Origin of the sequence: Pseudarthrobacter albicanus (assembly GCF_018224015.1) — a bacterium.
GTDB classification, from domain to species: Bacteria; Actinomycetota; Actinomycetes; order Actinomycetales; family Micrococcaceae; genus Arthrobacter; species Arthrobacter albicanus.
Map to the genome: position 1 here is coordinate 1 of NZ_JAGPOT010000091.1, position 19,956 is coordinate 19,956.

At 68.2% G+C, this 19,956-nt stretch carries 18 protein-coding genes and 2 pseudogenes; 9 read left to right on the forward strand and 11 right to left on the reverse strand.

Annotation, left to right across the window (positions count from 1 at the left end; genetic code table 11):
• From J9611_RS17350 to J9611_RS17365, 4 genes are all read right to left on the reverse strand, one after another.
• Window positions 1–1,113: LLM class flavin-dependent oxidoreductase (locus J9611_RS17350; protein ID WP_211881971.1), on the reverse strand; the 1,113-nt coding region annotated here is incomplete at its 3' end.
• The gene (locus J9611_RS17355; RefSeq protein WP_211881973.1) at window positions 1,110–2,159 is read right to left on the reverse strand and encodes an ABC transporter substrate-binding protein; all 1,050 of its coding nucleotides are present in this window, start codon (window positions 2,157–2,159) and stop codon (window positions 1,110–1,112) included. The genes J9611_RS17355 and J9611_RS17350, both read right to left, overlap by 4 nt.
• A gap of 11 nt (window positions 2,160–2,170) precedes the next feature.
• Window positions 2,171–2,989: an amino acid ABC transporter ATP-binding protein gene (locus J9611_RS17360; protein ID WP_281414590.1), complete on the reverse strand. Its 819-nt coding sequence runs from the start codon at window positions 2,987–2,989 to the stop codon at window positions 2,171–2,173.
• The gene (locus J9611_RS17365; RefSeq protein ID WP_211881974.1) at window positions 2,986–4,050 is read right to left on the reverse strand and encodes an amino acid ABC transporter permease; all 1,065 of its coding nucleotides are present in this window, start codon (window positions 4,048–4,050) and stop codon (window positions 2,986–2,988) included. The genes J9611_RS17360 and J9611_RS17365 overlap by 4 nt, the downstream gene beginning before the upstream one ends.
• A 257-nt stretch (window positions 4,051–4,307) precedes the next feature.
• Between J9611_RS17365 and J9611_RS17370 the strand changes: the two genes are divergently transcribed.
• From J9611_RS17370 to J9611_RS17380, 3 genes are all read left to right on the forward strand, one after another.
• The gene (locus J9611_RS17370; protein WP_211881976.1) at window positions 4,308–6,296 is read left to right on the forward strand and encodes an FAD/NAD(P)-binding protein; all 1,989 of its coding nucleotides are present in this window, start codon (window positions 4,308–4,310) and stop codon (window positions 6,294–6,296) included.
• Between the two features lie 2 nt (window positions 6,297–6,298).
• Entirely contained in the window at window positions 6,299–6,895 is a 597-nt protein-coding gene (locus tag J9611_RS17375; protein WP_211881978.1) for a GNAT family N-acetyltransferase, read from the forward strand.
• A gap of 110 nt (window positions 6,896–7,005) precedes the next feature.
• Window positions 7,006–7,626 carry a LacI family DNA-binding transcriptional regulator gene (locus J9611_RS17380; RefSeq protein ID WP_211881980.1) on the forward strand — a complete coding sequence of 207 codons (621 nt, stop codon included), beginning with the start codon at window positions 7,006–7,008 and terminating at the stop codon, window positions 7,624–7,626.
• Here the strand turns inward: J9611_RS17380 and J9611_RS17385 are convergent.
• Window positions 7,619–8,773: a hypothetical protein gene (locus J9611_RS17385; protein WP_211881982.1), complete on the reverse strand. Its 1,155-nt coding sequence runs from the start codon at window positions 8,771–8,773 to the stop codon at window positions 7,619–7,621. The two genes, J9611_RS17380 and J9611_RS17385, sit on opposite strands and share 8 nt — an antisense overlap.
• Before the next feature lie 75 nt (window positions 8,774–8,848).
• Window positions 8,849–9,859: a bile acid:sodium symporter family protein gene (locus tag J9611_RS17390; protein WP_211881984.1), complete on the reverse strand. Its 1,011-nt coding sequence runs from the start codon at window positions 9,857–9,859 to the stop codon at window positions 8,849–8,851.
• Window positions 9,860–9,997: 138 nt separating this feature from the next.
• On the opposite strand from J9611_RS17390, the pseudogene J9611_RS17395 reads away from it, so the two are divergent.
• The 3 genes and pseudogenes from J9611_RS17395 to J9611_RS17405 all read left to right on the forward strand — a co-directional run.
• Window positions 9,998–10,219 (forward strand): annotated as a pseudogene (locus tag J9611_RS17395) (SulP family inorganic anion transporter); the annotation flags it as partial.
• Window positions 10,220–10,550: 331 nt separating this feature from the next.
• Window positions 10,551–11,024, forward strand: coding sequence for a MarR family winged helix-turn-helix transcriptional regulator (locus J9611_RS17400; protein WP_211881986.1), 474 nt, complete (start codon window positions 10,551–10,553; stop codon window positions 11,022–11,024).
• Between the two features lie 89 nt (window positions 11,025–11,113).
• Window positions 11,114–12,511: an MFS transporter gene (locus J9611_RS17405; RefSeq protein WP_307857139.1), complete on the forward strand. Its 1,398-nt coding sequence runs from the start codon at window positions 11,114–11,116 to the stop codon at window positions 12,509–12,511.
• Window positions 12,512–12,619: 108 nt separating this feature from the next.
• Here J9611_RS17405 and J9611_RS17410 read toward each other — a convergent pair whose 3' ends face one another.
• Both J9611_RS17410 and J9611_RS17415 read right to left on the reverse strand, forming a co-directional pair.
• Window positions 12,620–13,375, reverse strand: coding sequence for a MerR family transcriptional regulator (locus J9611_RS17410; protein ID WP_211881988.1), 756 nt, complete (start codon window positions 13,373–13,375; stop codon window positions 12,620–12,622).
• A 70-nt stretch (window positions 13,376–13,445) separates the two neighbouring features.
• Window positions 13,446–14,552, reverse strand: coding sequence for a GTP pyrophosphokinase (locus tag J9611_RS17415; RefSeq protein WP_211881990.1), 1,107 nt, complete (start codon window positions 14,550–14,552; stop codon window positions 13,446–13,448).
• Between the two features lie 207 nt (window positions 14,553–14,759).
• Between J9611_RS17415 and J9611_RS17420 the strand changes: the two genes are divergently transcribed.
• The 3 genes and pseudogenes from J9611_RS17420 to J9611_RS17430 all read left to right on the forward strand — a co-directional run.
• The gene (locus J9611_RS17420; protein ID WP_211881992.1) at window positions 14,760–15,554 is read left to right on the forward strand and encodes an alpha/beta hydrolase; all 795 of its coding nucleotides are present in this window, start codon (window positions 14,760–14,762) and stop codon (window positions 15,552–15,554) included.
• 100 nt (window positions 15,555–15,654) lie between these two features.
• Window positions 15,655–17,001: a Na+/H+ antiporter NhaA gene (nhaA, locus tag J9611_RS17425; protein WP_211881994.1), complete on the forward strand. Its 1,347-nt coding sequence runs from the start codon at window positions 15,655–15,657 to the stop codon at window positions 16,999–17,001.
• A gap of 141 nt (window positions 17,002–17,142) precedes the next feature.
• Window positions 17,143–17,652, forward strand: a pseudogene (locus J9611_RS17430) (transposase domain-containing protein); the annotation flags it as partial.
• A 414-nt stretch (window positions 17,653–18,066) separates the two neighbouring features.
• Here J9611_RS17430 and J9611_RS17435 read toward each other — a convergent pair.
• From J9611_RS17435 to J9611_RS17445, 3 genes are all read right to left on the reverse strand, one after another.
• On the reverse strand, window positions 18,067–18,789 hold the full coding sequence (locus J9611_RS17435; RefSeq protein ID WP_211881999.1) for a hypothetical protein: 723 nt from the start codon (window positions 18,787–18,789) through the stop codon (window positions 18,067–18,069).
• The gene (locus J9611_RS17440) at window positions 18,779–19,459 is read right to left on the reverse strand and encodes a helix-turn-helix domain-containing protein (RefSeq protein ID WP_211882001.1); all 681 of its coding nucleotides are present in this window, start codon (window positions 19,457–19,459) and stop codon (window positions 18,779–18,781) included. Before J9611_RS17440 ends, J9611_RS17435 begins: the two co-directional genes overlap by 11 nt.
• Before the next feature lie 66 nt (window positions 19,460–19,525).
• Window positions 19,526–19,708, reverse strand: a complete 183-nt coding sequence (locus J9611_RS17445; protein WP_211882003.1) for a hypothetical protein — start codon at window positions 19,706–19,708, stop codon at window positions 19,526–19,528.
• Between the last annotated feature and the right edge of the window lie 248 nt (window positions 19,709–19,956).

The following is a 19,956-nucleotide window of genomic DNA, read 5'->3' on the forward strand; positions in this document are numbered from 1 at the left end:
GTCGGGTTCGGTGGTGCCTGCCTTGCCGGCGAGGCTGGCTTCGGGTCGGCCGGCGTAGGGATCGCCCTCCGACCAGAGGGTCGTGGGCGCCGCGGCGCGGACGGCGGGGACGACCTCAAGGGCGAACCGCTCCAGGATCTCCAGCTGCTGCTCGAACGGCTGCGTGGTGGGCAGGGCGATCGACTGCAGGTCGTGGCCGTAGAGCTCGTGGTAGCTGAGGATCTTGTCGATCACCTGCTCCGGGCTGCCCACCAGGGCCGGCCCCTCGGCCACGGCGTGGTGGATATCGCGGAACGGGGAGTTGTTGCCGGGGACGTTGCGGCCCGCGGTGAGCGCCTCGTAGACCGGGCCGAACTGGCGCTTGGCCTCCTGCGTGGTGTCCGCGATGAACACGCCGCCGGCGCCGGCACCCGAGCCCAGGTACTGGTGCCGGGGATCGTGGCCGTGGCGTTCGTATTCCTCGCGGTAGTGGTCGATCAGCACCTTGTAGTTTCCGCGCGGCTGGATGGCGTTGGCGGTGAACAGCGGATCGCCCCACTGCGCGGCCAGCGCCGCGGAGGTCAGGCTCGTGGCCGAACCGTGCCAGATGCGCGGTGCGCCGGCGAACGGCCGCGGCGTGGTGGTGGTCGGTTCGGTCAGCGCGGGCCGGAACTTCCCGGACCAGGTGACGTTTTCCTCGGTCCAGAGCCGTCCCAGCAGTTCGTATTTTTCCGCCAGCAGCTCCCACTGGTCGTCCAGGTCCAGGCCGAAGAGCGGGTACTGCAGCACCTCGTTGCCCTTGCCGATCACGAGTTCCAGCCGGCCGCGGCTGAGCTGGTCGATCGTGGCGTAGTCCTCCGCGACCCGCACCGGGTCCAGGACGGAGAGCACTGTGACGCCGCTCTGCAGCCGGATGGTGCTCGTGACGGCGGCGATGGCTGCCAGCACTGCGGTGGGAGAGGAGGAGATGAACTCGCCGGCGTGGCGTTCCCCGACGGAGAAACTGTCGAAGCCGAGTTCCTCGGCGCGCTGCGCCGTGCTGACCACCTGGTTGAGCCGGTCCGCGGTGGAGACGATCTCCCCGGTGATTGGGTTCTTCAGGTGCGGGATGATGTCGAGGACCTGGAATTTCACTGCGTTTTTCCTGCCTGTGTCTTCCCCGGCGCGGGGCTACCGAAGTTCGCCTCGGTGACGGTCCTGGATTCGGGCAGGGCTTCCTCGGAGAGGCCCCAGCGCTGAAGGACCTTGGTGTAGGAGCCGTCCTTGATGGCCGAGTTCAGCGCGTCGGTGATGGCCGGGGCCAGGCCGTTGCCCTTGAGGGTGGTGGCGGCGACGAGGGTCTCGGACGGCCAGCCGGCGTTGACCTTGCCCACCACCTTGAGGTCGTCGCGGGTGTTCTCCCGGTAGGTCACCGAGGGGTAGGGCGCGAGGTTCAGGTCGGTGCGGCCCGAGGACAGCGCCAGGATGGTGTCGGCGTCGGCGGAGTAGTACTGCAGCACGGCGGGGGCCTTGCCCTTGGCCTCGAGTTCCTTGTTCCAGGCGAGCAGGATCTTCTCCTGGTTGGTGCCGGAGCCCACCGAGACCTTCAGGCCCGAGATGTCGTCGGAACCCTTGATGTCGTAGCTGGAGCCCTTCTTCGCCTCGAAGCCCATATAGGCGGCCCGGTAGCTGGAGAAGTCGAACAGCTTCACGCGCGCGGCGTTGATGCCGACGTTGGAGAACACGGCCTCGAAGTCGCCGGACTGCGTCTTCAGCGGCCAGTTCTCCCAGGACGTCACCTGGACGTCCAGTTCGAGGCCGAGCTTGTCCGCGACCAGCTGGGCAATGTCCAGCTCGACGCCGATCGGGGTTTTGTCGTCGCTGGCGTGGAAGGACAGCGGGATGGAACCCGCCGTAGTGGCCACGGTCAGCTTGCCGTCCTTGGTGATCAGCGCGGGGACCTTCGCGGCGATGGCCGCGTCCTTCTCCGCGCGGATGCGCTGCTGGTCCGGCGAGGTGTTGTAGACGACGCCGTTGCGCGCCGCCGTCGTCGCCGGCTGCCCGCCTGAAGCCGCGGAGGCGCCGGGATCGGAGCAGGCGCTGAGCGCCAGCGTGCCGGAAAGGGTGCCGAGGAGGACGACGGCGGGCAGCGCCGCGAGTCTGCGGGGCCGGGTTGAGCGTGGGGTGCTGAAAGATGCCATGGAGGAGTTCCTTAGATATTGAAAGCGGGTTCGATCACCTTGGAGAAGAAACTCCGGGTGCGCTCTTCCTGGGGGTTGGTGAAAATTGCCTGCGGGGTGCCCTGTTCGACGATCCGGCCCTGGTCCATGAAGACCACCGTGTCCGCGACGTCCCGGGCGAAGCCCATCTCATGCGTGACGATGACCAGCGTGGTGCTGGATTTTGCCAGTTCGCGGATGACGTCCAGGACCTCGTTGACGAGTTCCGGGTCCAGGGCCGAGGTGGGCTCGTCGAAGAGCAGGATCTTGGGGTCCAGCGCCAGCGCCCGGGCGATCGCCACGCGCTGCTGCTGGCCGCCGGAGAGCTGCCGCGGGTAGGCGCCGGCCCGGTCCTTGAGGCCCACCCGGTCCAGCAGCTCCAGGCCGCGCTCGCGGGCTGCTGCCTTGGAGAGCCGCGGTTTTCCGGCACGCGGCGCGACGACGGGTGCCTCCGCCACGTTTTCCAGCGCGGTGAGGTGCGGGAACAGGTTGAAGTTCTGGAACACCATGCCGATCTCGGTGCGCTGTTTCAGGATCTCCTTCTCGCGCAGCTCGTGCAGCCTGCGGCCCCGGATCCCGTAGCCCACCAGCGCGCCGTCGATGGCGATGAACCCGCCGTCGACCTTTTCCAGATGGTTGATGGTGCGCAGCAGGGTGGACTTGCCGGAACCCGAAGGCCCGACGATGACCGCCACGCCGCCGGGCTCCACCGTCAGCGATACCCCTTTGAGGACCTCGACGGCCCCGAAGGACTTCCGGACCTTGGTGATCTCCACCAGGCCGCGGGTGGTTTCTTGGGTTGCGGTGCTCATCGGAGTCCCTTCGCTCGGGTGTCGGTGGCGTGGGTGGACAGGAATTTCCGGGCCTTCTGCAACGGCGTCAGCGGCAGGCTGCGGACGGCGCCCCTGGAGTAGTGCCGCTCGATGTAGTACTGGAAAACGCTGAGGACCGAGGTGATCACGACGTACCAGAGGGTGGCCACCAGGAGCAGCGGCAGCACCTGCTGGGTGCGGTTGTAGATGACCTGGACGGTGTAGAACAGCTCGGAGTAGGCCAGGACGTAGACGATCGAGGTGCCCTTGACCAGGCCGATGATCTCGTTGAAGGCCGTGGGCAGGATGGCGCGCATGGCCTGCGGCAGGACGATCCGGGTGGAGCGCCGCCAGGCCGGGATGCCCAGCGCCGCGGCCGCCTCCAGCTGGCCCTGGTCCACGGAGAGGATGCCGCCGCGGATGATCTCGGCGGAGTACGCGGCCTGGTTCAGGGTCAGGCCGAGCACCGCCGCCGCGAACTGGCTGATCAGCGTGGTGGTCTGCACCTCGAAGAACCGGACGTCCGTGAACGGGAGCCCTAAGCTGATCTTCTCGTACAGGTAGCCCAGGTTGTACCAGAGCAGCATCTGCACCAGCAGCGGGGTGGAACGGAAAATCCAGGAGAACGTCCAGGACACGGAGAGCAGCAGCGGGGACGCGGACAGGCGCATCAGGGCCAGGACGAAGCCCAGGACGAAGCCGAGGGCGCCGGAGATCGCGGTCAGCTTGAGCGTCTCCAGCAGGCCGTCCACGATCGACTTCGCCGTGAACCACTGTGCCACCACACCCCATTCCCAGCGCGGGTTGGTGGCCAGGGACCAGGCGATGCCCAGGACGCCGAGGCCCACGACGGCGGTGCCCACCCAGCGCCACGGGTGGCGCGCCGGGACCACTCGGTAATCCGCGTAGTCGGTCGCCGGACCGGGGGTTCCCGGTGCGGAACCGGCGCCGCCGTTCTCCGGTGCGGACACCGGACCGGGGGCCTCCGTGGTGGACGTTCCTGCTCCGGCGGACACCGGCTCCGGTGCGGACTGCGCCACCGTGGTTGCTGTCGAACTCATGCGCCACCTCGCTTCTTCCAGTTGGTTGTGGGGTTCGGATTGGTGCAAATCTAGGGGTGCCCCCAACGCCCGGCAAGGCGGCAGGTTGCATTGCTTCATGGAGCTTCGCGCGGCGTCATGAGACGTTTTCTTGCCCCGATTTACGTGCTGTGACGCGGGGTGAACGGCCATGAACGGCGCCTCGACCGGGTCCCGGTCCGGTGCCTAGCATGAGGGCCCACCACCCGAAATCTGTGCCGTCCCGATCAGGAGCCCGAATGCCAGCGAATGCACCCTCCGTCGTCCTGATCGGCGGGGGCCCCCGCGCGGCCGGAATCCTGGAGCGTCTCGCCGCCAACCGGCCGGAACTCTTCGACGGGCCGCTGGACGTCCATGTCGTCGAGCCGCACGAGCCGGGCTCCGGGCGGATCTGGCGTTTCGCGCAGGACCCGGGGCTGATGCTCAACTCGGCCGCCGCGGACGTCACCATGTTCACCGACTCCTCCGTGCAGTGCGAGGGACCCGCCGCCGACGGCCCGGGGCTTGAGCAGTGGGCTGCCGGGGTGCTGGACGGCTCCATTGCCGACGTGCCGGAACTCCCGGCCGACCTGATGCGCCAGCTCCGGTCCCTCACCGGGGCCACGTTCCCCACCCGGCAGCTGCAGAGCAAGTATCTGGAATGGTTCTTCCGCCGGGCGGCCGGCGCCCTCGGCCCCGACGCCGCCGTCACGGTCCACCGCGACCTGGCCGTAGCCGTTGAGCCAGTCATTGAGCCGGGCGCGGGCACCGCCGCCGGTTCCGGCGTCGATCCGGGCCCCGACGGCGGCGGGTACCTCGTCCGGCTGGCCGGCGGCGCGGCGCTGCGGGCCGACGTCGTGGTCTCCGCCCTGGGCCACACCGATTCGCTGCCGGACGGGGCCTCCGCCGCCTGGGGCGACTTCGCCGCCCGCCACGGCGGGTTCCACGCGGCACCCGGCTACACCACCGACGTCGACTATTCACCGATCGCCGCCGGGCAGGACGTGATCGTCTCCGGCATGGGCCTGGCGTTCGTGGACCTGCTGGTCCTGCTGATGGAGGGCCGGGGCGGCCGCTTCGAGGACACGCCCGACGGCGGCCTGCGCTACCTGCCGTCCGGTGCCGAACCCAGGCTCTGGGCCGGATCGCGGCGCGGCGTCCCGTACCACTCGAAGATCTCCTCGGCCCTGCGCGGCGAGCCCATGGGCGATCCGAGGTTCTTCACCGCCGGCGCCGTCGGCGCGCTGCTGGAGGTCCACGGCGAACTTGATTTCCGCAGCCAGCTCTGGCCGCTGATCGCGAAGGACGCCGGCTACGCCTACTACCGCGAGCTGTTCACCGGCTACCCGGAGCGGGTGCGCATCGGCTGGGCCGAGTTCGCCGAGCGCTTCGCGGCGGCCGACTGGTACAGCGCGGAACGGCACCGGCTCGTGGCCGGGTCCGTCCCGGACGGGGAGCTGCACCTGGACTTTGAACGGCTGGACCACCCCCTTGCCGGCCGCGGCTTCGCCGGGCCCGACGACGTCCAGGCGGCGGTGGCGGCCTACATCGAGAACGATCTCCGGCTGCGGACGGGGCCGGAGAATTCCGAGACCCTGGCCCTCTTTCACGGACTGCTCAAGGCCTACCTGGACCTGGGCCAGCTGGTGCCGGCCGAACGGCTGAACGCCCGTTCGCAGCAGGCCGTCCAGGGCTGGTGGCACGGCTTCTTCAGCTTCGTGGACTCCGGGCCGCCGCCGCGCCGGCTGAAGGAGATGCTCGCGATCTACCGGGCCGGCCTGCTGCAGTTCATCGGCCCCGGGCTTGATGTCTCCGCCGACGAGGAGTCCGGCCGGTTCGTGGCCAGCTCGGCCCGCTCCGGCGTGAGCGTTTCCGCCCCGGCCCTGATCGAGGCGCGGCTGCCGGCACCGTCGATGGCCCGGACCGCGAACCCCCTGCTGCGCCAGCAGCACGGCTCCGGCCTCGGCACCGAGCAGCAGCTGCTCACTGCCGAGGGCCTGCACGCGACCGGACGGCTGCTGGTGTCAGGGGAGAAAGAGCTGCTCGGCCACCTGGGTGAACGCCGCCCGCGGCTGTTCGGCGTCGGCCCGGGCACCTCGGGCTGGGGTGCGGGCGCTTTCGCCCGGCCCGGCACCAACGCCGCGCCCTTCTGTGAAAATGACGCCCTCGCGCGGCGTATCCTCAAAGTCCTGGCACAGGACACCAACCACCCGACGGCGGCGCCTGCCGCTGTTTCTGAGAAGGCCTGACCATGACCCACCCGACGATTCCCGCCGCGGCTGCCCGGCGCTCCCCGGCCCTCGACGTCTCCGGGCTGACCGTCCTGGACCTGCCCCTGGCCGATCCCCGCGTCCGCCCGCTCCTGGACGAGCTCGCCTGGGAGTACCAGTCCCGCTACAGCGCCCTGTTCGGGTCCCGTGGCGTGGCCGAGGAACTGAACCGCTACCCGGCGGAGGAGTTCGCGGCTCCCGACGGCGCCCTGCTGATCGTGCAGGAGAACGGCGAATCCGTGGCCGGCGGGGCATTCCGGCGGCACGGGCCCGGGACCGCCGAGTTCAAAAGGATCTGGACGCACTCCGCCCACCGCCGCCGCGGGCTGGCCCGGTTCGTGCTGGCCGAACTCGAGGCGCTCGCGGCCCGGCGCGGCTACCGGAAGGTGTACCTCACCACCGGTCCGCGGCAGCCCGAAGCGAAGCACCTCTACCTGAACACCGGCTACGAGGCGCAGTTCGACCTCTCCGCCGACCCCGAAACCATCGGCGCGCTGGCCTTCACCAAGGACCTCCCGCCGGAATACCCCAACGCGGGGTCACTTAGCGCCCATCCAGGGCCCCATGATGGGCGCTAAGTGACCCCGCGTTGCGGTGAGGGCTAGAGTTCACACTTGGGGTCCACCCCAGCGTGAAGTTTTCAGCAACCGCCACGAATCCGCGGCGGAGAACCATCCGGGAGTCATCAGTGCGGCAGGGATCCAAGCCCACCATCCGCGACGTCGCGGCAGCGGCAGGCGTATCCCTGACCACCGTCTCCTACGTGCTCTCCGGCCGGCCCGGCGGCAACACCCGGATCAGCCCGTCCACGCAGGAGCGTGTGCACGCCGCCGTCCGTGAGCTCGGCTACGTGGCCAACCTTGCGGCCCGCGGGATGCGGCGCGGCCGGACGGACCTCGTGGCCATCGCCGTCGCGGACCTCGAGGACGGCCGGGACCGGGCCCTGGCCACCGCCGCGGCCCGGATCCTGCCCCTGCATGGCTACCAGCCCGTCATCCTGCTGGGCGGCGGCTGGCGGCAGTTCATGCTCTCCGGCGGCGCCGACGGGGTGATCCTGGGTCTTCGCGGCGAGGACGACGGCGATGCCGGGACCCTCGCGGAACTTGCCGGGCGCGGCGTGGCCCAGCTCGTCATCTCGGACACCCTGCAGCCGGCGGGCTTCGATGTTTTGGTGGCGGGGCCCGGTTTTGCGGACAGCCCGGCGGCCGCACTGGCCTCAGCGGAATCTCTCGCGGAGCGGGCGGTGGCGCTCCTGCTGGACCGGCTGCACGGCAAAACCCCCGCAGGGGGCGCGCCAACCGCTACTTGAGCCGGCGGTATTCATCGATCAGCGATGCAGGCACCGGCGAGACGCCGGGAAGGTCCCTGTCCCGGCCGGAATCCGGCCTGTGACGGCGGAGCAGGGCCGCGCCGTCGTGCTCCCAGCGGAATCCGGGGCTGGACAGGGCTGCCCGGTAGGCGGCGCCGACAGTGTCCGGGTATTTCGCCGCGAGGTCCTCCAGGACGTAAGCCGGAACCGAGGTGTCCTCCACATAGCCGCGCAGGACTTCCGCTGCCGGGTCCGCCGCGTCGGCCGGCGGCGTACGGTGGGCGGCCTCGACCTGCCCGTAGCGGGTGAGGAAGGACACACCCATGACCGGATGATGGTAGAGCGCTACGTCATCGGACCCTGCGAGCTCCGGCGGGAAGGAACCATCCGGTGCCAGCTGTTCGGCCGGGGTCACCAGCGCCGCAGCGTCGGGATCTTCAGCGACGGACGCCGCGCTGCAGGCATCCAGGAACCTGCGGTAGGCCGCGATGATGTCGGCCCCGGTACCGCTCACGACATGCGAGCCAAGGACGTCCAGGAAGATGGTGTGGTGCTTCCCGACGATCCTGCGTGCCTGTTCGGCCTTCGCCGGATTGTTGAATGCCAATGTGGGAAAGCGCTTGAGCAGGGACGCCGCAAGGGTCTGGACGGCGGGGAGGTCCCGCGGGCCGAACAGGCGCATGGTCCCGCTGATGGTCCAGATGTCCCCGATCGGCACCAGGCGCGTCAGGATGTAGCCGCCTCGCTGGACGACGCTGATCGCTTCCGCCCCGGCGGTGGCGTAGGCCGGGTAGTCCATCTCATCGATGAGGTTGTGCAGGCCAAGCCGGGCACCCTTCCGGGCATCGACGCGGAAGACACCGAGCACATTGCGGTCCCGCCAGGCTTCGTAGACCAGCCGGTCTTCCGGCTCAATATTCTTGTTGGTGCGCAGATAGCGCTCGAGCAACGGCTCGCGTCCGTCCTGGCCGGGAAAGTAGAGCAGCATCTCGACGGCGTCCGCCCATTGATCCTGCCCATCACCCGCGCGTCCGGAGAAGTCTGACATGGCCTGCGAGAGGCGCCGGGCGAACCCCGGTGAGGATGCGTAGCCGACCAGGGCTTCCTTGAGGTTCGCCGCCCGGTCCAAGAGTTTTTCGATGTCCATATATCCAATCTTCTCTGTTCGCCGCCGGTCCTGCATCCTCGCGTTCCGGCCCTGCGGGGCTGCTCGCCTGACGGGTCAGGCGTCGCGGAGCGGGCGCCGGGCCAGCCAGGCCGCCACGGCCGCCCCCGAAACGTTGTGCCAGAGCGAGAAAACGGCCGACGGCAGCGCGGCCAGCGGGCTGAAATGGGCGGTGGCCATGGTGGCGGCCAGGCCCGAGTTCTGCATGCCGACCTCGAACGCCAGGGCCCGGCGGGCCTTGTCGTCGAGGCGGCCCAGCTTGCCGGCGAGGTAGCCAAGGCCGAGGCCGAAGCCGTTGTGCAGCACCACGGCGAGGAACACGATGCCGCCGGCGGCCACGATCTTGCTGGCGCTTCCGGCCACCACGATCGCCACGATCAGCGAAATCACGACGGCGGACGCCCACGGCAGCGCCGGCAGGACTCTGGCCACGAGTTTCTTGAGGAACAGCCTGGCCAGCAGGCCGGCGATCACCGGCAGGAGCACGGTCTTGACGATGTCCAGCACCATGCCGCCGGCGTCGATGTCCAGGAAGGAACCGGCCAGGAAGAGCACCAGCAGCGGCGTCACGACCGGGGCGATCAGCGTGGACACCGAGGCGACGGCCACGGAGAGGGCGACGTCGCCCTTGGCCAGGAACGCCATCACGTTGGAGGCCGTGCCGGACGGGGCGCAGCCCACCAGGATCAGGCCCACGGCGAGTTCCGGTTCAAGGTGGAGGCCGACGGCGATCAGCCAGCCGGCGCCGGGCATGATGACGTAGTGCGCCACGATGCCGAGCACGACGGCCCAGGGGCGCTTGGCCACCGAGGCGAAGTCGGGCGGCGTCAGGGTCAGGCCCATGCAGAACATGATGACGCCCAGCAGGTACGGCACGCCCGGCGCCAGGGGTTTGAACGCGCCCGGCAGGAGGAAACCGGCGACGCCGGCCACCACCACGAGGATCGGGAAGACAGTCACCGCGACGCGGGCGATCCTGGCCTCGGCGGCAAGGGCCGGATTGGCGGGAACGCCGGCGTCAGTGCCGGGCGCCGGGAGGGACGATGGGGATTTGGTTGCCTCAAGCATCCACATATGGTTGCACCGCAGCCCCGATCCGCCCACTTCATGACCGCCGGCCGGTAGAATATGTCAGATTTATATCGCCTGAGCGGTCGGCACCCAAGCGCCGGCCGCCTGACCTCCTGCGCCTGAACGGAACCAGCAATGGCCACCAAAACCGCCGGAACCGCACCCGCCTCCACCCCCGAGCAGCTGCAGTCCGTGCGCGGCGCCCTGCTGTCCCCGCGGCGCCTCAAGATTGAAGTCCTCGGCGGGCTCGTCGTCGCCCTGGCCCTGATCCCGGAGGCGATCGCGTTCTCGATCATTGCCGGGGTCGATCCGCGGATCGGGCTCTTTGCCTCCTTCACCATGGCGGTCACCATCTCACTGCCGCGCATCAGGCTGCCGCGAGTGAACCTGAAATTCAGGCGGCCCTGGATGAGTGGTTCGACGGTGCCATCGATGAGATGCGGGCCGGCCTGGACCGGGCCGGGCGGTTCGAGCCCTCCAGTCGACGCGTCCGCTGCTCGCTCGCCTTCGGCGACCTGGAGTTCTTTTCGCGGCGGTGGATGCGGCTCGGCTGGACCGTGGACCGCGACATTTCGCTGGACCTGATGGTCGACACATGGTGCTTCCTGCTGGCCGGTTAGGCGGCGGGCCTGCACTACGTGGATGAAAGTCCGCCGGCCCCTCCCAGCCTCGCGCCTATGCTTATGGCATGGAAAGTGTTGAAGCAAGCACAGCACCGGTAGACGCCGTGGACCACCGGGCCCTGGCCGTGGCACTGCTCGACATCTCCTCCGATGTCCGCCGGAAATCCCACAACGATACGGGGGTCCGGCCACTGTCAAACGGTGTGCTCGAAATCCTCCGGGTCATCGAAAGCAATCCCGGGATCACCGTCGCCGAGGTCGCCTCCCGCCTTGGCCGGCAATTCAGCAACGTCAGTGTCCAGCTGCGCGAGCTGGTGGCCGGAAATCTTGTCACCCGCACCCGCGACGCCGCCGACAAGCGCTACGTCGCCCTGCATCCGACGGCGGAGTCCCAGCGCATCAAGGCGCTGCTCGAGGGCGCGTGGGCTGAAGCCCTGGCCTCCGCGAGTTCCCACCTGCTGCCGGCGGAACGCGAGCAGATTGCCGCGAGCCTCCCGGCCCTGCAGCGGCTCGCCGGGTTCCTCGCCGAACCCGAGTAGTCGCCCATGTCACTTCAATATTGGACATGGTCACTCGCCATTATTAGTTATACTTGTATAAGTATTATTACTTGGAGAGTGGGAGTGGCGTGGCTACACAGTTACTGGATTCGGGCATGGTGGTGCTCGACGGAACCATCGTCAACCTGGCGCTTCCCCAGCTGCAGGCCCACATGGGGATCAGCGATTCAACCCGGGCCTGGGTGGTCACGGCCTACGCCCTGGCACTGGGCGCTTTCCTGCTGCTCGGTGGCCGCATCGCGGATTTCTGGGGCCGCAAGCGGACCTTCATCGTCGCCGCTGCAGGCTTCGCCGTCGCCTCGCTGATCGGCGGCATTGCCCAGGAGGCCTGGGAGCCGATCGGAGCCCGCGTCCTGCAAGGTGTGTTCGCCGCACTGCTGGCTCCGGCCGCCCTGGCGCTGTTGACCGTATCCTTCCCCGGCGGAAAGGACCGCGGCACCGCGTTCGCGATCTTCGGCTCCATCAGCGGTGTGGGTGCTGCGATCGGCGTCCTGCTGGGCGGTTACCTGACCGACTACGTCTCCTGGCGCTGGTGCTTCTTCGTCAACGTGCCGATCGCCATCATCGCCCTGATCGGTGTTTCCCTCAAGGTGCGCGAGAGAAAAGCCGGAGGGTCCACCAAGTACGACTGGCCCGGCGTCGTCCTGGCAGCGCTGGGCCTGGGTTCCCTCGTCTACGGCTTCACGAACGCTGAACACGGCTGGGGCGAGCCCGAGGCGTGGGGCTTCATCGCCGCCGGCGTCATCCTCCTGGTGCTGTTCGTGGCGGTCGAAAAGAAGGTCAAGCATCCGCTGCTGCCGCTGCGCATCGCTACCGAGCGCAACCGTGCCGCCGCGTTCCTGGCCTCGTTCCTGTCCGGAGCCGTGCTGATCGGCGGCATCCTGTTCATCAACTTCTACATTCAGATTGTGCTCGGCTTCAAGCCGTTCCTGGCCGGCATTGCCTCGCTGCCCATGACGCTGGTGCTGATGGTCACCGCCGGCATCGTGGCAAAGAACCTGCCGAAGCTCGGTGCCAAGATCCCCACAGCCCTCGGCCCGGTCTTTATGGCAGCTGCCATGCTGTGGCTAACGGGTGTGACCGCGGACGGCAGCTACGCCGTCATTATGCTGCCCGCACTGATCCTGATGGGCATCGGCCTCGGCATGGTCTTCGTACCCATGCAGAACCTCGCACTGTTCGGCGTGGATAAGGACGATTCGGGCGTCGCCGGAGCCCTGGTCAATACCTCACAGCAGATCGGCGGATCGCTGGGCATCGCCCTCTTCAGCACCATCGCAGCCGCCGCCACTGCCGCAGCGGGTGGCACGCAGCTGGCGGCGCTCTCCAGCGGCTACTCGGCGGTCTTCCTCTGGGCGGCGGGAGTCGCCATCCTGATCGCCCCGATCGCGGTCGTGCTCATCAACATCGACCGCCAGACCTTCAGCGGCACGGAGTCCGACGCCCCCGTGGTCCACCTGGGCTGAGCCGCGTCACGCCGGCAACGCAAGCTGCCCCATGATGCGCAGATTCCCTGTCGCGGCCGGTATTCCGGTAGCGCCAGGGAATGTGCGCATCACCGGCAGGAAACGGGCTTAGCGTGCTTCCCGGGCCCGCTGCAGGTAGCCGACGAGGTCCCGCAGCTGGTCCCCGGGCCAGGGCAGCGTGCTGCTGAACTCCGCGCTGTTCTCCTGCCACATGGTCCGGGCCGCGGCCTTGGTCCCCTCGGCGGCGTGGAACATCGCGCCGATTTCGTCCCAGCGCCGGACCAGGTCGCGGACGGCGGGATCGTCGGCTGGTTTGCCGGACGTCAGGTAGCTGAGGCCTTCCTCGACGAGGCCGGCCCACCGGGTCCTGGCGTCCTCGATGCGCTCCGCACCGAGTTCGGTGCGGCGGTCGGCGAGCTGTTGGCGTTGTTCCTGGCTGAAGTACTTCTCGAGCACTGTCATCCTTTCCAACACGGTCATGAATTGCTCCGGATCGGGCAGGGACGATTCCCCGATCCGGTCCAGCAGGTCCTGGATCTGGCGCTGGAGCAGCCGGACCTGCCCGGCCTGCTCCGTGAGTGCGGCGAGCTGTCGGCGCAGCAGCCCGCGCAGCGAGGCCAGATCATCGCCGGACCCGGCCAGAACCCCGCGGATTTCCTCCAGCGGCAGGCCAAGCGTCCGCAGCGCCCGGATCCGGTAGAGCCGCCGCAGATCCTCTCCGGTGTAGCGGCGGTGCCCCGATCCGGTCCGTTCCCGGACCGGGAGCAGGCCGATTTCGTCATAGTGGTGCAAAGCCCGCACGGTCACGCCGCTGGCCTTCGCCAGTTCGCCGATGCTCCACAGCTGCCCGCGTGTCTCTGCCATGTCCTAACCGTAGGACCTCACGCTGCGGCAGGTTCAAGCGCTTTCCGGCTGCAGGCGGCCAGGCAGGTGCCTACCCCTGCGTCAGCCGGTACCGCTCGATCTGCTTGAGCCGCCGCTGGAGGCTGTCCCGCCGCGGGTGCGGCACGACGTCGGCCGGTTCCGCCGTGAGGTCGATGTGCCTGGTGCCGTACTGCCAGAGCAGGAGGTCATCCAGCAGCCGGTCCGGGCCGGGGGAGTAGCGGTGGTCCAGGGCCTTGCGGACCTCGGTGATCCGGGTGGCGCTGAGCAGACCGGCGAGCTGCATGGTCTGGTTGAGGCCGTGGGCTGCCATGAGTTCGGCAGCCCAGCCCCAGTCGTCGTCGACCTTCCGGTCCACGTGCGGCAGGAGCGTCCGCCAGACGTCACGGATCCGGTTGGGCGTGAGCGGGGCGGCGCCTTCGCCGTCCATGTCCCAGAAGCTGCGGACCTCCTCGTAGCGGTCGTGGAGATCCGAGAACGCGCTTTCCACGGTTTCCAGCATGGCGGCCGTGGCCGTGAACTGCCGGTCGAAGTGGGGGGTCCACGCGCGCGGATCCTCGGCCTTGAAACGGATGTCGTGCTCGATCTCGCTCCAGGCATGGGCAAAGACGGTGCGGATCTGGCATTCGAAGAAGTAGCTGCCGTTGGGCTGGACGTCCGGGTTGAAGGCCTGCTGGTACTCCTTGGCGGCCTCGTTCTGGATGGTCCGCAGGATCAGGTGCCGGCTGGAATAGCCGTACGTCCCGGACTCGATGGAACCGATGTCCTTCTCGCGGTCCCCGCGGCAGTCGAAAAGCTGGCGCTGGCGCTTGATCAGGTTGGCCACCACCGCGTTCTCCGCCGGAAGCTTTGTGATCACCCGGATGCCCACCATGTCGTTGAGCGTCCGGAACGGGTCCGGGAACTTCAGGACCCGCGGCCCCCCGGGTTCCAGCGGTTCCTCCGTCCGGGAGATCTTCTCCCGGAAGGAATCCACCGTCTTGGTGCGGCCGGTGACGAACAGCGGCCTCACCTCGGTGCCCTTGAGCATGGTCCGCAGGGTGAGCAGGACCTCCCGGGTGACAAGTTTGAGGGCAGGGCGCACCCGCTCGTAGAGTTCCACGTTTTCCTGCACCGATGCGCGCAGGCCAGCGTCCAAGCTGTCCCAATTACTAGCCATCCGATTAGCTTACGGCGCAGGTACGACGGCGGCGCCGGTGGCACCCGCGCGGTGGCCTGGCCCGCCCCGCCTTCCCCGCCCCGCCCGGGGCGCAAGGTAGGCTCAGCACATGTCTGATGTGCGGCGTCGGGCTCTGGTCGCAGCCGCAGCGGCGGTGATGCTGGGGCAGTCTCCGCCGCATGTTCGCCGGGCCCCAAGGAGGACGCAGTGAAGCGGCACAAGTACCACTACGGTGATGACCCGAGCCAATGGGGAGAGCTCTTCCTGCCGGAGACTGCCGCGCCCAGGGGTGTGGTGGTGGTCATCCATGGCGGCTACTGGCGTTCGCAGTACGGCGCGGAGCTTGGCGAACCGCTGGCCAAGGACCTCGCCGCGCACGGCATGGCCGCCTGGAACCTGGAGTACCGGCGGGCGGGCAACGGCGGCGGCTGGCCGCACACGTTCTCGGACGTGCTGGCCGGCATCGACAAGCTTGGCGACATCGCCCCGGAATATGGCCTCGGGCTGGAGCGCGTCGTCGCCCTCGGCCACTCCGCCGGCGGACACCTGGCCGTCTGGGCTGCGGGCCGCAGCCGGCTCGGCCAACTCGGCTCCCCGGATGCGGACCGCCAGCTCCTGCGCAATGACAACGGCGGTGCGGTTCAGCTCACGGGCGTCGTCAGCCAGTCGGGGCTGCTCAACCTGGCTGCCGCCGAACGGCTGAACCTCAGCAACGGCGCGGTCAGCAACCTCCTCGGCGGATCCTCCGAGAAATACCCCAAGAGGCATAAATACGTTGATCCGATGAGCGCAGTGCCCCTGCGGGTCCCCGTCTATGCCGTACACGGCATGGAGGATGACACCGTCCCGATGAACCAGTCCGAATCCTATGCTGGCGCGGCGAAGGCTGCGGGCTCGCCCGTCCAGCTGCTGAAGGTCCCCGGTGATCACTTCGCCCTGATCGATCCGAAGGCCGCCGCCTACCGCAAGTGCCGCGAACTGGTCCAGCTGCTGCTGGGCTGAGTCCCGACGGGCCCGGTTGGACTGGCCCGTATTAGACTGGTGGCAGGTGCGCCGGGAAGTCTGGTCGGCATGATTCTGTCGAGCCAACGTTTAGGACCCCATGAGCGCCACGCCTCCTCCCGCCCGCCCGCGCCCCACCGTCTTCGGCCGCGGCAGTTACGCCGAATCACTGCGGATCGGGGAAATCCTCCGGAAGGAAACGGTGGGCGGCGCCCTGCTGGTCGCGGCGGCCGTGATCGCCCTCGTCTGGGCCAACTCGCCGGCCTCGGACAGCTACTTCGCCCTGCGGGACTTCCGGATTGGCTACGCGCCCTGGCACCTTGACCTGAGCCTGGGGGCGTGGGCGACCGACGGGCTGCTGGCCATCTTCTTCTTCCTCGTCGGGCTCGAGCTCAAGCGGGAGTTCATCGCGGGCGACCTGCGGCAGCCGAGCAAGTCGGTCGTTCCCGTCGCCGCGGCCGTCGGCGGCGTCGTTGTTCCCGCCCTGGTCTTCGCCCTGGTCAACTTCTCCAGCCCCGGGACGCTGCGCGGCTGGGCGATCCCCACCGCCACCGACATCGCCTTCGCCGTCGCGGTCCTGGCCATCATCGGCTCGCACCTGCCCAGCGCCCTGCGGATCTTCCTGCTCACCCTCGCCGTGGTGGATGACCTGCTGGCCATCAGCATCATCGCGGTCTTCTACTCCAGCGACCTCCAGCCCGTGCCGCTGCTGCTGGCGCTGCTCCCGCTGGGCCTCTACACCTTCCTGGCGCAGAAGTGCCGGCGGTTTTTCGGGACCCACGCCATGGCCGCGTGGTTCATCCTGCTGCCCCTCGCCGCCGCGACCTGGGCGTTCGTGCATGCCTCCGGTATCCACGCCACGGTGGCCGGCGTTCTGCTCGGTTTCGCCATCCCGGTGCTCCGGTCCCAGGCCAGCGGCGGCCCGGAGGCCGGGCCGGGACTGGCCGAAATCTTCGAACACCGCTCCCGGCCGATTTCCGCCGGGATCGCCGTGCCGCTTTTCGCTTTTTTCTCCGCGGGCGTCGCCGTGGGCGGCTGGACGGGACTGGGCTCGGCCCTGGCCGATCCGGTGGCGGTGGGCATCATCCTGGCCCTGGTGCTGGGCAAGCCGGCAGGCATCCTGGGGACCACGTGGCTCCTGACCAAGGCCACGAGGGCCCGGCTGGACGCATCCTTCAAATGGATCGACATCTTCGGGGTCTCGATCCTGGCCGGCATCGGCTTCACCGTGTCCCTGCTCGTCGCCGAGCTGAGCTTCGGCCAGGGCAGTGTCCACGACGACCACGCCAAGGTGGGCATCCTGGCGGCTTCGGTGCTGGCGGCCCTCCTCGCCACCGTGGTGCTGCGGGTCCGGAACCGGCACTACCGCCGGGCCGAGGAAGAGGAAAAGCTCGATTCGGACCACGACGGCATCCCCGACGTCTACCAGCAGGACGGTGCGAGCTAACCCCAATGCCGTTCGGTTTGGGGCCGGGGTCGGGTGTCAAGTCGGCGTGTCTCCGGGGCATCTGGGCGAGTTGAACCGTGTCGTTCCGTTCGAAATGGTTGATGCCGCACTCGAGGCGGCCGCGGCAAGGGACGCCGGGTCAGGAGGCTGCCCTCACGGGTCGTGATCTACCTGCTGCTCGCCGGGGTCTTGTTCCCTGACCAGGGATGGCAACAGGTCCACTCGCGCCTGGTCTCGGGGCTGTCGACACCGGTGAAGAGCCCATCTGCCTCGGCGCTGAGCGAAGCGATGCGCCGTGTTGGAACGGCCCCGCTGCGCGAGTTGTTCACCCTGGTCAAGGGACCGGCGGTGTACGGTGCGCAGCAGATGACACGGTTCGCGGGGCGGCTGGTCGTAGCGATCGCCAGGGCAGCCATGGCGAAGCCCACGAGTGCGGCCGCACTGGCAGAAGCCGTCAATACGGCCGTGTCCTTGGCCGGCGACACCATAAAGCCAAAACTCACCACCGAAGAATGGTCAGCGATCGGCGTGGCCAACTATCAGCTCCAGATCGATTCGGGCAACGCCAAGGGGTTGGCCGTCGTTCTGCCGGCCGCCCAGGACATCATCGTGAAGATCGAGCGTGCCGGCGCGAAGACTGGCCTTCTATGACCGTCTGACAGCGGTATCCTCACTGAGTAGGCCGTCACCCGGACGAGTGACGACAACTGGCCAGCTGACTCCTACGAGCCGAAGCCGGCGTTTGAAGAAATCCGGGCCCAGATGGCACGCGAGCAGTCGCAGGTCGACGAAAAGCTCAGATCGGACGAGCCCGTCTTGGTCATCACGGCAAGCGGCACCCGGCGGGTTCACTTGGCGAAGTGTTCCCATGTCCGGCACACAATCGACCGGGGCGAGTCCTGGAAGTTCGTCTTGGAGCACTACGCAAAGCTCCGCCCGGCTGACCTGGGCAACGTGTACCGGATGCCCCACATCCTGACGTGCGTGCAGCATGGGAAAACCGGTTCCCGGTCAGTGGCCGCAGGTGACCGGGTCAGCCAGGTGCCTGTTCTGCGGGGAGGGGACTCAGCTCAGGGAGAGGCGCAGTCTTTCCACGCCGGGCGCACCCTCGGGGACCAGTGCGAGCAGAGCGGGGTCGCGGGTGAGGTGGCCAAGCATGTTGGCCAGGTGGTCACGTTCAGCGGGCTTGTAGATGACGCCGCGAAGGTCGGTGGCGCCGACGACGGCCGCCAAGGCGAGGAAATCGGTGATGTGCCGCTCCCGGCCCGGATCATCCATGATCGTCAGCGCGGCCGCCTTGCCGATCAGGGAGCCGAGCAGGGTGGGCCGGTTGACGCTGCCGGTTGCTGAGCCGGCGACGACGTCGACGGTTTCTGCCCGGTCCAGGGCCTGCTGGCTGGCCGGCGCTGCGATCGTGGTGCCGCCGGTGACGCCGCGACGGCCGTCGGCGCGTTCTCCGAGGTGCCGGGGGATGAGGACATCGACCACGGCTTTCCCCCGAAGCCAGCGGTGCTGGTGGCCTTCGAGGGATTCGCCCGCTGACTCGAAGTTGAGTTTCACCAGGAGCGCGGTGAAGTCGTGGAGCATCGTCGGGTAGGCGCGGATGTCCAGCGCCATGTCGGCGTCCTTGGTCGGTCTCACGAACGGTGCCCCGCGTTCAATCGCGTGAAGGTAGACGGCCTGCCCGCCCACCAACACCCAGCCGTGAGGCATGGCGTGGTGGATTTCGAACACGGCCTGCCAGGCTTCCTGCTGTTCGGTGAGCATGGCGGGAAGGTTAATCGGCATAGATCCTCCCAAGGATTTCGCGGGCGGCCTGCTGTTCCCGGACCCCGGGGCGCTCGGCAAGGTCGGCGGCGATGACCAACGGGGGAAGTTCGTCCGGAACGTCGTCGGCAACGTGGAGCAGGACGTTCGAGCGCTGGCCGGCGGCCGCCTTGACCAGGAACCAGTCCTTGATCACGGCCTCGAAATCTTTGCGGCTGACGTAGGCTTCGAGCTCCGAGTTGGAGAGCAGGCCGGAGTCCGGGTGGGAGACCCCGGAGATGTGGATTCGCTGGTCCTCCCGCAGATACACGAGGTCGTCGAGGCTGGAGGAGAACTCAGCCTTCTCGGCGCGCTTGGCCAGCAGCGAGCGGATCACGGCCACTGGGTCGGGGGAGTCCTGCAGGCGCGCCAGGCGCTGGTTCAGGCGGTGCTTTGCGACGGGGGAGAGATCGCGGCCGGCCATGCCGTGGGCGACGGCGTTCCGAGCGTGCCGGATCAGCTCCCAGGCGCTTTTCTCAGAGAGGGGCCTCCCGGCCGGATTGCCCGGCTGATACCGGCTGACATCGGCATCCTGGATGACCCAGCGGCCGCTGACGCGCTGGGCCGGGATCCGTCCCTCCTCCAGGAGGGCGCGGACGCGACGTTCCGAAATCTTGAGGCGCAGTGCTGCCTCGGCTGGGCTTAGAACCATGCAATCAATTGTACCGTTCGCGGAATGAATATGTAATGGTCGTCGTGGAGGTCATCATGATCACCATCATGATCGTCTCGACGGCGGCGTCGCCCGGCGGACGGCGCCCGATAAGGGATCGCAGACGAACAGGTCGGCCACTTCATAGTCGATTTGCCGGCGAGCCTCGAGCTCAACCAGAGCGGTGCGGTGGAACTCGTGGAGTCCGTGGCTGCCTGCAGGGCGTTCCAGGATGGTGACCGGGTCCATCTGGTCAGCTTCCAGTCCGTCCCGTCCGCGTCAGACACCCAGGTCCTCGTGGCCATGGAGGTGAAGTTGCAAGACACGGAAATAACGGCGTAGACACCCCTATTTTCACTTGTCAGGCGAGTTCCAGCGGTTGCAACACCCCCGAAAAACGGGAGTTGCAACACCTTTGGAAATACCATCAATAACGAGTCCTCCCTTAACGGAAAAATCATCCTTAAGGAAAGAGTCCGGACCGTCCGCCGCACCGA